The sequence below is a fragment of the Mesorhizobium sp. WSM3224 genome, assembly GCF_000427725.1.
Taxonomy (GTDB): Bacteria; Pseudomonadota; Alphaproteobacteria; order Rhizobiales; family Rhizobiaceae; genus Mesorhizobium.
In genome coordinates, this window is the sequence record NZ_ATYO01000019.1 from 69,565 (window position 1) to 82,018 (window position 12,454).

11 protein-coding genes are annotated in these 12,454 nt (G+C 64.7%); 6 read left to right on the forward strand and 5 right to left on the reverse strand.

All coding sequences use genetic code 11. The annotated features are described in order from the left end of the window. Positions 1 to 6: 6 nt before the first annotated feature. Positions 7 to 531 (reverse strand): GNAT family N-acetyltransferase, encoded by a 525-nt coding sequence (locus YU3_RS0124620; RefSeq protein ID WP_027168723.1) that lies wholly within the window; start codon positions 529 to 531, stop codon positions 7 to 9. Positions 532 to 781: 250 nt separating this feature from the next. On the opposite strand from YU3_RS0124620, the gene YU3_RS0124625 reads away from it, so the two are divergent. The 4 genes from YU3_RS0124625 (at position 782) to YU3_RS0124640 (ending at position 6,582) form a co-directional block, all read left to right on the forward strand. After that, on the forward strand, positions 782 to 1,651 hold the full coding sequence (locus YU3_RS0124625; RefSeq protein ID WP_027168724.1) for an outer membrane protein assembly factor BamD: 870 nt from the start codon (positions 782 to 784) through the stop codon (positions 1,649 to 1,651). Positions 1,652 to 1,659: 8 nt separating this feature from the next. Then, the gene (gene recN, locus YU3_RS0124630) at positions 1,660 to 3,333 is read left to right on the forward strand and encodes a DNA repair protein RecN (RefSeq protein ID WP_027168725.1); all 1,674 of its coding nucleotides are present in this window, start codon (positions 1,660 to 1,662) and stop codon (positions 3,331 to 3,333) included. 349 nt (positions 3,334 to 3,682) lie between these two features. Then, on the forward strand, positions 3,683 to 5,890 hold the full coding sequence (ligA, locus tag YU3_RS0124635; RefSeq protein ID WP_027168726.1) for an NAD-dependent DNA ligase LigA: 2,208 nt from the start codon (positions 3,683 to 3,685) through the stop codon (positions 5,888 to 5,890). After that, positions 5,890 to 6,582, forward strand: a complete 693-nt coding sequence (locus YU3_RS0124640; protein WP_027168727.1) for a TIGR02453 family protein — start codon at positions 5,890 to 5,892, stop codon at positions 6,580 to 6,582. The genes ligA and YU3_RS0124640 overlap by 1 nt, the downstream gene beginning before the upstream one ends. A 129-nt stretch (positions 6,583 to 6,711) precedes the next feature. On the opposite strand, the gene YU3_RS0124645 is transcribed toward YU3_RS0124640, so the two are convergent. Then, on the reverse strand, positions 6,712 to 7,470 hold the full coding sequence (locus tag YU3_RS0124645) for an SDR family oxidoreductase (RefSeq protein WP_027168728.1): 759 nt from the start codon (positions 7,468 to 7,470) through the stop codon (positions 6,712 to 6,714). Positions 7,471 to 7,696: 226 nt separating this feature from the next. On the opposite strand from YU3_RS0124645, the gene YU3_RS0124650 reads away from it, so the two are divergent. Continuing rightward, positions 7,697 to 8,425, forward strand: a complete 729-nt coding sequence (locus YU3_RS0124650; RefSeq protein ID WP_027168729.1) for an AzlC family ABC transporter permease — start codon at positions 7,697 to 7,699, stop codon at positions 8,423 to 8,425. After that, on the forward strand, positions 8,422 to 8,718 hold the full coding sequence (locus YU3_RS0124655; RefSeq protein ID WP_027168730.1) for an AzlD family protein: 297 nt from the start codon (positions 8,422 to 8,424) through the stop codon (positions 8,716 to 8,718). Before YU3_RS0124650 ends, YU3_RS0124655 begins: the two co-directional genes overlap by 4 nt. A gap of 131 nt (positions 8,719 to 8,849) precedes the next feature. Here YU3_RS0124655 and YU3_RS0124660 read toward each other — a convergent pair whose 3' ends face one another. The 3 genes from YU3_RS0124660 to YU3_RS0124670 form a co-directional block, all read right to left on the reverse strand. Beyond that, entirely contained in the window at positions 8,850 to 10,694 is a 1,845-nt protein-coding gene (locus YU3_RS0124660; protein ID WP_027168731.1) for an aminopeptidase P family protein, read from the reverse strand. A 98-nt stretch (positions 10,695 to 10,792) separates the two neighbouring features. Further along, positions 10,793 to 11,665, reverse strand: a complete 873-nt coding sequence (locus YU3_RS0124665) for a 50S ribosomal protein L11 methyltransferase (RefSeq protein WP_027168732.1) — start codon at positions 11,663 to 11,665, stop codon at positions 10,793 to 10,795. Positions 11,666 to 11,723: 58 nt separating this feature from the next. Beyond that, a complete protein-coding gene (locus YU3_RS0124670) occupies positions 11,724 to 12,308 on the reverse strand; it encodes an SCO family protein (protein ID WP_027168733.1) in 585 nt (194 codons plus the stop codon). Positions 12,309 to 12,454: the final 146 nt, after the last annotated feature.

The following is a 12,454-nucleotide window of genomic DNA, read 5'->3' on the forward strand; positions in this document are numbered from 1 at the left end:
TCAGCCTCAGGTCCTGCGCCTGATCTCATAGTCGACATCGCCATATTCAGCGCCCGGCAGTCGGTCGGGGCCTTCGACGTAGAACGTGCCGACATGAACAAGTCCGGCCTTTTCCAGGACACGGCGTGATGCCGTGTTTACGGCCATCGTGCTGGCAACAATGCGGGCAAAGCCGAAGCGGGAGAAACCGGCCTCGACCAACACTGCCGTGCCTTCGCTGGCATAGCCCAATCCCCACATGGCGCGCCGCAGCCGATAGCCCAATTCCGCCGATCCGTCGCCACGATCGCGCAGCGAGAACCAGCCGACAAAGCTGCCGGATAGCTTCTCCCTTGCAGTCCAGATGCCTTGCTCGCCACCGCGCGGCATCAGAAAATCGACGGACGGATCGATGTCGTCGAGCGGTGTCGACTTGCCGCCGTTCAGGAAGCGCATCACTTCGCCGTCCTGCTCGAGCGCGAATAGCTCGTCCCGGTCGGCTGGAATCACGGACGTCAACCGCAGCCGCGGCGTTTCCAGGCCTTGCAACATGTAACGGTTCCTTTGCCACCTTGTGGCAGGGTCCCGCATGATGTCGCAAGACGCAGCCGCCGGGTTTGATGTGAGGCAAGGCTGTGTGATAATAATACATCACCGGGGCGCCAAATCGCAGCCAGTTCGCGGCATCCGGCAGCCGCCACAAAAATGTGCGATTGGCCGGACATAGCGTTGCCGGGCAAGGGGATAATGGTTTATGGCTTCGGCCCGGACCGAAACGACGCCGAAGGGGCGGAATCCAAACATGTTTTTTTCGCGAGTTGGTCAATCGGTAACGCCGCGTCGGCGCGTTTTGCTGGCGCTGTCGGTGGTTGCTCCCGCGCTCGTGCTGTCGGCCTGCATGTCCTCCGAGAAGGACGTCAACCTGGCGACCTATGTCGACCAGACCGAACCGGCCGACGTTCTCTACAACCAGGGCCTGGCCAACATGAATGCCGGCCGCCTCGACGAGGCGAGCAAGAAGTTCGACGCCGTTGACCGCCAGCATCCCTATTCGGAATTCGCCCGCAAATCGATGGTGATGGGCGCTTTCGCCGACTATCGCGCCGGCAATTATGACGAAGCGATCGGCACCGCCAAGCGCTATCTGACGCTTTATCCCTCGACCGACGATGCGGCTTACGCGCAGTACATCATCGGGCTCTGCTACTACCGGCAGATCAAGGACGTCACCCAGGATCAGAAGGAAGCGCGCCAGACCATCCAGACCATGCAGGATCTGGTGACGCGCTGGCCTACTTCAGAATATGTCCCCGACGCCAAGGACAAGATCCGCTTCGCCAACGACCAGCTCGCCGGCAAGGAGATGCAGGTCGGTCGCTATTATCTCGAGCGCCGCGAATACATCGCCGCCGTGAAGCGTTTCCGCACCGTGGTCGAGAATTATTCCAACACCCGCCATGTCGAGGAGGCGCTCGCGCGCCTGACCGAGTCCTATTATGCGATGGGCCTGACCTCTGAGGCGCAGACGGCCGCGGCGGTGCTCGGCCACAACTATCCGGACAGCCCGTGGTACAAGGATTCCTACAAGCTCCTGCAGAGCAACGGGCTTGAGCCGCGCGAAAATGCCGGATCGTGGATATCCAAGGCCGGGAAGCTGATCACCGGCGCCTGAAGCTTGCGATGCTGTCCAGACTGTCGATCCGCGATATCGTCCTGATCGAGAAGCTGGACATCGAATTCCTGCCTGGGCTTTCGGTGCTGACCGGCGAAACCGGCGCCGGCAAATCCATCCTGCTCGATGCGTTGTCGCTGGCGCTTGGCGCGCGGGGCGACGCTTCGCTCGTCCGCCACGGTGCGGCACAAGGCCAGGTCATCGCCGTGTTCGACGTGCCGCGCAACCATCCGGCGCGCGCGCTGCTCGCCGAAAATGACATCGAGGATGACGGCGACATCATCCTGCGCCGCGTGCAGACGGCCGACGGCCGCACCCGCGTCTTCGTCAACGACCAGCCCTCCAGCGTCACCCTGATGCGCGATGTCGGCCGGGCACTGGTCGAGATCCATGGCCAGCATGACGAGCGCGCGCTGGTCGATCCCGGCGCGCATCGTGAATTGCTGGACAGTTTCGGCGGCCACCTGGGCGCCGCGCGCGGCACGGGCGAAGCCTGGCGCTACTGGCGGGGCTGCGAGCAGGAGCTTTCCCGGCATCGCGCCAAGGTCGAGGCGGCGGCGCGCGAGGCCGATTATCTGCGCGCTTCCGTCGCCGAGCTTACGAAGCTCGACCCGCAGCCAGGCGAGGAAACGGAACTTGCGGAACTCCGCGCGCAGATGATGCGCGTCGAAAAGATCGCCGGCGAAATCCATGACGCGCAGGATGTGCTGTCGGGGCCGTCTTCGCCCTTGCCGCAGCTCGCCAGCCTGCTGCGCCGGCTGCAGCGCAAGTCGACCGAGGTGCCGGGCCTGCTCGATGATGTGGTGAAGTCGCTGGACGAGGCGATGCTTTCGCTGGACGCCGCGCAGTCCGGTGTCGAAGCAGCACTCCGTTCCACCGAATATGATCCGCAGCGTCTGGAGAAGGCGGAGGAGCGGCTGTTTGCGCTGCGCGCTGCCTCACGCAAGCACAACGTCACGGTCGACGACTTGGCACAGTTGCGCGACACGATGGTGGCCGATCTTGCCGATCTGGACGCCGGCGAGGAGCGGCTGCATGCGCTGGAAAAGCAGGCCGCTGCCGGGCGCGAGGCCTATGATATTTCCGCCGCACAGCTTTCGTCGCTGCGCCATGCGGCGGCGGCGGGCCTGACCAGGGCGGTGATGGCGGAACTGCCGGCGCTGAAGCTCGAACGGGCCGAGTTCATCGTCGAGATGGCAAGCGATGCCGAAACCCGCATGGAAGAAGGCATCGACCAGGTCGAATTCTGGGTGCGCACCAATCCCGGCACCAGGCCGGGGCCGATGATGAAGGTCGCCTCCGGCGGCGAACTCTCGCGCTTTCTCCTGGCGCTGAAGGTGGCGCTCGCCGATCGCGGCTCGGCGCCGACCTTGGTCTTCGACGAAATCGATACCGGCGTCGGCGGCGCGGTGGCCGATGCCATCGGCCAGCGGCTGGCGCGGCTGTCGAAGCGGGTGCAGGTTCTTTCCGTCACGCATGCGCCGCAGGTGGCGGCGCGCGCGGCCACGCATTTCCTGATCTCCAAATCCGGCGGCAAGGACCGTGTCGCCACCGGCATCGCCGAAATGGACCGCGCGGCGCGCCAGGAAGAGATCGCGCGCATGCTGGCCGGCGCCACCATCACCGACGAGGCGCGCGCCGCGGCGGAGCGGTTGTTGCGCGAGAACACGGCGGCAGCTTAGGCTGTGCTGATATTCAGGTGAGGCCGGCCTGCGAAGCGCGGCTTCCTGCGCTTCCGGTGCTCACGTACCCAAAAGTACGCTCCGCTCCGGCCTTCGCCGGCCGAAGCCCTCATAAGTGTCTCCGCTCTATGAAGGCTACGGCCGGCGTAGGCCGGTTCTCGGAAGCCACGCTTCTCGACTCGGCCTGACATGAATCTCAGCACATCCTTGGTGCTCGATTCTTCAGGCTCGGAAGCTGAGTCAGCAGATGGCTGTATCCTGCTGTCGAGCAATGATTTTTCCACAAGCTATCTCCCTGCCGGCGAATCCTGATTTATAGTGGCCCGCCATCATTCGAGGACCGCGCCGCATGTCGGAAAAATCAGTCGATTCGCTGAGCGAGGGTGAGGCCGCGGAAGAGCTGAAGCGGCTGGCGGCGGAGATCGCCGAGCACGACCGGCGCTACCACGCGGAAGACGCGCCGACGATCACCGACGCGGAATATGATGCGTTGCGCCGGCGCAACCTCGCCATCGAGGAGCAGTTTCCGGGTCTGGTGCGCGAGGATTCGCCGTCGCTGCGGGTCGGTGCTGCGCCGGCGGAGGGTTTTGCCAAGGTGCGCCATGCCGTGCCGATGCTGAGCCTCGCCAAGGCCTATACCGACCAGGACGTCGCCGATTTCATCGAGCGCGGCCGGCGTTTCTTCGACCGCGACAAGGATCTCGACATCGCCTTCACCGCGGAGCCGAAGATCGACGGGCTGTCGGCCTCGCTGCGCTACGAGAACGGCGTGTTCGTGCAGGGCGCGACGCGCGGCGACGGCGCCGTCGGCGAGGATATCACCGCCAATCTGAAGACGATTGCCGATATCCCGAAGACGCTGAAGGGATCGGGCTGGCCTCAGACGATCGAAATCCGCGGCGAGGTCTACATGACCTATGCCGAATTCGAGGCGCTGAAGCAGCGTTCGGCGGCAGTCGGCGGCCAGGATTATGTCAATCCGCGCAACACCGCGGCCGGATCGCTGCGCCAGAAGGACCCGTCGGTCACCGCCAGCCGCAACCTCAAATTCTTCGCCTATGCCTGGGGCTATACGACGGCGGATCCTGCTCCCACCCAGTACGATGCCGTGCAGAAATTCGCCGAGTGGGGGTTCAAGGTCAGCCCGCTGATGGTGCGGGCGAAGTCCATAGACGAGCTTATTGCCCACTACCACCGGATCGAGGAGCAACGTTCCTCGCTCGGCTACGACATCGACGGCGTCGTCTACAAGGTCGACCAGCTCGAGCTGCAGCGCCGCTGGGGTTTTGTCACCGGCGAGCCGCGCTGGGCGGTTGCCCACAAATTCCCGGCCGAGCAGGCGATGACGACCGTCGAGAAGATCGACATCCAGGTCGGCCGCACCGGCACGCTGGCGCCGGTGGCGCGGCTGGCGCCGGTAACGGTTGGCGGCGTGGTGGTCGAGAACGTCACGCTGCACAATGAAGACTATATCAAGGGTTTCGACAGCAACGGCCAGCCGATCCGTGACGGCATCGACGTGCGCATCGGCGACACCGTGGTCATCCAGCGGGCGGGGGACGTCATCCCGCAGATCGTCAGCGTCGTCGTCGACAAGCGGCCGCCCGAGGCGGTGCCTTACGAATTCCCACATACCTGCCCGGTCTGCGGCTCGCCGGCGACGCGCGAGATCAACGAGAAGACAGGCAAGGAGGATTCCCGGCGCCGCTGCACCGGCGAGCTGATCTGCGCCGCGCAGGCGGTGGAAAGGCTGCGCCATTTCGTGTCGCGCGGCGCGCTCGATATAGAGGGCCTAGGCTCTGAAAACATCGACCTCTTCTTCAATTCGGGGCTGGTCAAGACGGCCGCCGACATCTTCACGCTGAAGGATCGCCGTCCGGCCGTCACCAAGGCGCTGGCCGAGCGGCGCGAGGAGCAGGCGAGGCTGCGCGAGGAAGCATCGGGCAAGACGCGCAAGAACGTCCGCAGCGTCGAGGAGCGCAACTATGAAGGCCTCGATAAGCTGTTTTCGGCCATCGACGCACGCCGCGAACCGGAGCTCGACCGCTTCATCTTCGCGCTCGGCATCCGCCATATCGGCGAGACGACGGCAGCCGTGCTCGCCCGCCAGTTCTCGACCATCGAAGAGCTGATGCGAGTCGGCAAGGAGACGGCGAAGGCGGAAGATCCGCACACCGTCTTCCCGTCGATCAACGGTATCGGCGACACGGTGATCAACGCGCTACGCGATTTCTTCGGCAACGAACGCAATGACGACGTGCTGGACTCCTTGCTCGCTCAAGTTCATCCGAAGCCTTACGTCATGGAAGTCTCTACCGGCAGCGAAGTCTCCGGCAAAACGGTTGTCTTCACCGGCACGCTGGAAAAGATGACGCGCTCGGAAGCCAAGGCAATGGCGGAGCGGCTCGGTGCCAAGGTGGCGGGCTCGGTTTCGGCCAAGACCGATCTGGTGGTGGCGGGTCCCGGCGCCGGCTCGAAGCTGAAAGTTGCAAGCGACCTTGGCATCGAGGTGATCGACGAGGACACCTGGCTGCAGCGCATCGGCAGGGGCGGGTGATGGCCGGCGCATTCAAAGGCTTTGGGCAGAAGGCCATTCCTTTCTTCAAGGCGCTCGACTTCCACCAGAGCCGGGAATGGTTCCAGGAGAATCGCGAGCTCTTCGACAGCGAGCTGCACGAGCCGTTCTGCGATCTGGTCGAGACGCTCACCGAACGCTTCGAGGCGGCTAAGCTCGGCTTGCGCGGCGACCGCAAGAAATCGCTGTTCCGCATCAATCGCGACGTGCGCTTCGCCAAGGACAAGCGGCCTTACAACCGGCATCTGTCGGCCATCCTGTCACCTGACGGCACCAAGATGTCGCAAGGCGTCTTCTATGTGCATATCGGGCTGGAGCGCTGCTTCGCCGGCGTCGCCTGGTGGCAGCCGGCGCCGGAACTGCTGCAGGCGATGCGCAAGGCGATCGTGACCACGCCGGCCGCGTTCCGCGGCATGGTCTCGTCGCTCAAGAAGGCAGGCCTGGAACTCGATCCGGAAGACCGTTTGAAGCGCGCGCCGCGCGGCTTCGAGGACGTCGGCGACGAGGATCTCGCCCAGGCGGTGCGCAACCGGCATTTCGTGGTCCGGCACGACATCGATCCGGCGACGATCCATTCGCCGGCGCTGGTCGACGATCTCGTCGGTTTCACGCTTGGCGCCAAGCCGCTGCTCGACTGGGGCAGGGCGATCCAGGGCACGGCCGTGGCGGCCTAAAGCGCGTCGCGTCGAAACGGATTCAGGCGACCCGCTTTAAGTCATTGTTTTGATGCATGTCGTTGTCCCAGAACCGCTGTGCACTTCTGGGCGACATGCATTAGCCTTAGATAGGATCAGGCCGGCCGCTCACATCCGCATCAGCAGGCCGCCATCGACGGCGAGTTCGATGCCGGTGATGTAGCTCGCGGCATCCGAGAGCAGGAACAGCGCGGCGTTGGCCATGTCCTGCGGCGTGCCGATGCGGCCGAGCGGGGTATAGCTCGCCACGGCGGCGCGCTTCTCCTCGGTGTCCCAACGCGCCTGCAGCGGCGTCAGCGCCATGCCGGGGCATATTGAGTTGGAGCGGATGCCGTCGCCGGCAAGCTGCATGGCCAGCGACTTGGACAGCGCGCAGACGCCCGCCTTCGAGGCCTGGTACGCGTCCTGCGGTTTCGGATCGCCGCGATACCACTGGATGGTCGAGAAATGCACCATGGCGCCGCCACGGCCGCCGGCGCGCATATGCGGAACGACGGCGCGAGCCGTATGCACGAAGGATTTCAGATTGATGTTGAAGACCTGGTCCCAGACATCAAGGTCCATATCGAGCGCAGACTTGTCGCGACCGAACCACAGAACGCCGGCGACATTGGCGAGAAAGTCGATGCCGCCGCGCTCGCGGCCGGCGGCGCCAATGGTTTGCTCGACGAAAGTGGCATCGGTCAAATCACCCTGCGCGAAGGTCAGCCTGTCGTCATAGGCGGCGAGCGAGGCCGGGCGCGGCTTGATGTCGATGGCGGTGACGGAGGCTCCTGCATCGAGCAGCGCCAGCGCGATCGCCTCGCCCATGCCGCCGCCCGCTCCGGTGACGACCGCATGCCTGCCGGTGAAATCAAAGACGACCATCTGTCCCTCTCTTGTTGGCGCCAGAGACGCGTTTTGCGCCAGGACGCGACGGGCGGACAATAGGGGCGGGCAAAAAATCCAAGTGGCGGCGCCATTTTCTCGGCTGAGCCCTTGAGATCGAAGAGAACCGGCGCGTCGCGATCAGTTCCGCTGATCGTTGGGTCAAGCGAATTGGTGTGACATTGAAGGCGACGCTCCCTAAATCAAACCGCTCAAGGAGCGGCTGATGGCGGCGGAAGCAATCTCTGAGGGCAGGACTGGCGGCGATTTCTGGGACGGCGTGCGGCTGTCGATGCCGGTCGTCGTCGCCTCGGCGCCGTTCGCGGTGCTGTTCGGCACGATCGCGGTCGACAACGGATTCTCCGTCCTCGAAGCCTTCCTGATGAGCGCCATGATCTATGGCGGCGCCAGCCAGATGGTCGGCATCGAACTGTTCGGCCAGCATGTCGCGCCATGGCTGATCGTGCTGTCGATCTTCGCGGTGAATTTCCGCCATGTGCTCTATTCGGCCGGGATCGGCAGGCGCATCGCGCATTGGCCGGTGGTGCAGCAGGCGCTCGGCTACTTCATCCTGACCGATCCGCAATTTGCCATCGCCGAGGCAAGGGCGGAGTCCGGCCGTCCGGTCGGCTTCGTCTGGTATCTGGGGCTCGGCCTGCCGGTCTATGTGTTCTGGGTGATCGAAAGCGGGCTGGGCGCGGTGTTCGGCAAGATGATCCCGGACACGCATGCACTGGGCATCGATTTCCTGCTGCCGATCTATTTCCTCGGCCTTGTGCTTGGCTTCCGCAAGCGGCCGCTTTGGGCGCCCGTCGTCGCCGCCAGCGCCGTCGCCTCGATCATTGCCTACCGAACTGTCGGCTCGCCCTGGCATGTTTCGATCGGCGCGATCGCCGGCGTTCTCCTGGCGGTGATGCTGCCGCCACACCATAGCGGCGTGGGCAAGCGGCCATGAGCACGACCTTCTGGATTATCCTTGCCGGCGCTGTCGCCACCTATCTGACCCGCGTCGGCGGCCACCTCGTCATATCGCGCTTCGAGACGATCCATCCGCGCGTCGAGGCCGGCCTCAACGCCGTGCCGGCCGCTGTGCTGACGACGCTCGTCGCGCCGGAGTTGCTGCATGCCGGGCCTGCCGAATGGGCGGCGCTGATCGTCACCGTGGCCGTGTCCTTGCGTGGAGGCCTGATGGCGATGTTCCTGGCTGGTGCCGCGGTGTTGATCCTGGCGCGGCAGTTCGTCGGCTGATTTCGTCGGTGTGATCATTCCGAACGTCGGCGCTGCCCCTCATTGCCCTGCCCGTCCTCCGCAGCAGCTGCGCAGCAGCTGCGGAGGTGGACCGGGCATTTCTCCCCGTTACGGGGAGAAAGAAGCCAGCCTCAGATCTTGGCGTCGTGGGGCAGCGGCGCGGTGGCTTTCTCCAGCCAGGCCAGCGTCTCGCCGTCGACCATCGGGCCGATCTCCGCCAGCACCCGGGCATGATACCGGTCGAGCCACTGCAGTTCATCCCGATGCAGCAGGTCGGTGCGGATCAGCCGCTTGTCGATCGGCGCCAGCGTCAGCGTCTCGAAGCCGTGCATGGCGATGTCGCCGCCTTCGATCGGCTCCGCCGGCGTGACCAGGATCAGGTTCTCGATGCGGATGCCGTAGGCGCCTTCCTTGTAGTAGCCCGGCTCGTTGGACAGCATCATGCCGGCAAGCAGTTTTTCCGTGCCGGTGCGGGCAATGCGCTGCGGGCCTTCATGCACGGCGAGATAGGAGCCGACGCCGTGGCCGGTGCCGTGGGCGAAGTCGCAGCCATGCTTCCACAGCGCCACGCGGGCAACGGCGTCGATTTCCGAGCCGCGCGTGCCGGCCGGGAAACGCAGCGTCGAGATGCCGATCATACCCTTCAGCACCAGCGTGAAGCGCTCGCGCATCTCTTCGGTGGGCTGGCCAATCGGCACGGTGCGGGTGATGTCGGTTGTGCCGTCCTGATACTGGCCGCCGGAATCGAGCAAAAAGAGCTCGCCACTCTGCAGCTTTCGGCTGGTGGCGCGTGAGACGCGGTAGTGCATGATGGCGCCGTTCGGACCGGCGCCGGAAATCGTGTCGAACGAGATGTCGCGCAGCGGCATCTGCGTTTCCTCGCCGGTCCGCCGGCGCACCTCCTCGAGCTTGGTGACCACGGCAATCTCGTCGAGCGTGCCGGGCTTCTGCCTGTCGAGCCAGCAAAGCAGCCTGGCGACCGCGGCCCCGTCGCGGCGATGCGCGGCGCGGCTGCCGGCGATCTCGGCCTGGCTCTTGGTGGCGCGCGGGATGCGCGCAGGGTCGGCGGCCGGCACGACGATGCCGCCATTGTCCTCGACCAGCATTCTAAGCTTTTCCGCCGCCAGCACCGGATCGAGCGCGATCTTGGCGCCGTTGCTGGCCAGCTCGACAATGGCGGCTTCGAACTCGTCCGGATCATGCAGATCGGCGAGCTGGGTAAGATAGGCCGCGACCTGGCGCGGGAATTTGCGCTGGTCCATGAACAGCTGATGCTTGCCGTCGGCGGCGAGGATGGCAAAACCGAGCGCCAGCGGCGTGTGCGGCACGTCGCCGCCACGGATGTTGAAGGCCCAGGCTATTGAAGAGGGATCGGTCAGCACGGCGTGAGTGGCGCCGTCCTTTTCGATCGCGCCCGCCAACCGCGCAAGCTTGTCCTTGGCGAGCTCGCCGGCAAGGTTTTGCGGATGGATCTCGACAGGCGCGCGCGGCGGTTCCGGCTGATCCTTCCAGATGATATCGATGGGGTTCCTGTCGAGCGGCTCCAAGGTCGCGCCGGACTGCTCGGCCGATGCCTTCAGCGCCTTGATCTCACTGAGCGTGTGCAGCCACGGATCGAAACCGAGACGCGCGCCCTTGCCGAGATTGTCCTTGATCCAGGATGCCGGCGGATTGTCGATGAGGCTCTCGACGGTGAAGATCGAAAGGTCGACCTCGTTGCGCACCTGCAGCGTGTAGCGGCCGTCGACGAAGATGAAGGCGCGATCGCGCAGGATGATGGCGACGCCGGCCGATCCGGAAAAGCCAGTCAGCCATTTCAGCCGTGCCGAACGGTCGGCGACATATTCGCCCTGATGCTCGTCCGCGCGGGGGACAAGGAAGCCGTCCAAGCCATTTTCCGCCAGCCATTGCCGCAGCAGCGCCACGCGCGGCTTGCCGACGGCCGGATCACCAGCGGAATCAAAGGTCTGGAACATGGTGGCGTCTCCCGTGTGGTCTGCCAAGAACGTAGCGCATGGCCCGGCAAACCGGAATCGATTTCGACCGGGCCAGGCAGCCCCGGCTTGGGCAGGTCTCAGCGCTTGAGGTGGATGGTCACCCAGCCTTCGCGATGCAGGGTGCGGACGTGGCGGAAGCTCTGGCCGACATAGGCCGAGATCACCGCGTCGCGCTGCCGGTCGAGGATGCCGGAAAGCACCAGCGAACCGCCGAGCCTGACGTGCCTGGCCATCTCGGGCGCGAGCCGCATCAGCGGCCGGGCCAGTATGTTGGCGACGATCAGGTCGAAGGGCGCGCGGCTGGCGAAGATCGGGTGATGGAAGCCGGGCGCCGTCACCGTCTCGACCAGCGCCTTCACGTGGTTGAGCCGGGCATTGGCGGCGGCAACCCGAACGGCGACCGGATCGATGTCTGTCGCCAGCACCGGGATATGCGCGAGCTTGGCAAGCGCGATCGCAAGCACGGCGCTGCCGGTGCCGAGGTCGAGCGCATTGCGCGGTTTCTCGCGCCGCACGACCAGGTCCAGCATTTCAAGGCAGCCGGCGGTGGTGCCGTGATGGCCGGTACCGAATGCCAAGCCCGCCTCGATCTCTATGGCAAGGTCGCCGCTATGGCGCTTGGCCCGGTCGTGCGACCCATGAACAAGGAAGCGACCCGCGCGCACCGGCTTCAAGCCTTCCAGCGAGCGCGACACCCAGTCGATGTCGGGGATGGCCTCGCGCTCGACAGGTTTCGCCAGGCCGAGACCTGCCAGGATATCCTTGACGCGCGCTTCGACGGGATCGACGTCGCCATCGGCATAGAGCGATACTTCGTGGATGTCTTTTTCCTCGTCGAGCTCCAGCACGGCGATCGGCAGGCCGTCATCCTCGAAGGCGGCGTCGAGCGCCGCAAAGATGCGGTCTGCTTCAATCTTGCTTGCGGTGAGATGGAGCCGGGTCTGCCCCATCAGGAGGGCTCTTGTTTGAACATGATCTTTTCCGAAAACCGGTTCCCACTTTTCGGGATCATGTTTGACCACCGGCTGCCAGCCGCTTCAGCTTGGCGACCGCGGTGTCGGCGCTTTCGCCATAGGCGATGGTGCCGGCAAAATCGCCCCTGGCATTGAGCAGCAGCACCGAAGCCGTATGGTCCATCGTGTAGTCGCCGTCGCCGGTGTCGACCTTCTTCCAGTAGATGCCGAAGGCCTTGGCCATGGCGTGCACCTTGTCCGGATCGCCGGTGATGCCGGTGATACGGTCGGAGAAGTTGCTGACATAGGTGTTCATCGTCTCCGGCGTGTCGCGCTCCGGATCGACGGTGACGAAATAGGCGTTGAGGTTCTTGCCGCTGTCGCCCATCGTCTTCAGCCAGCCGGCCAGTTCGAACAGGGTCGTCGGGCAGACTTCAGGGCAATGGGTGAAGCCGAAGAACACGACGCTCGGGTGGCCCCTGAACGCGGCCTCGGTGATCGGCGCGCCTTTCTGGTCGACCAGCGTGAAGGGCGCGCCGAAGGGTTCGCCGCCATAATGGCCGCGGTACCAGTCGAATGTCAGCCAGCCGATGCCCGCCGCCATCAGGACGAGAATGCCGACCAGGATTGAACGCATCATCTGTGAATGTCCGTCGCGATTGCTTTGGCTAGAAGCCAGGTTGGCGACAGTCTTAACGGGTCGGCACCCCGCGCGCAAAGATGTCGCGTTGCCGCAATCGGCTGGACAGGTCGATAGTGTCCTTACCGATCCTTAATTTGACCGGC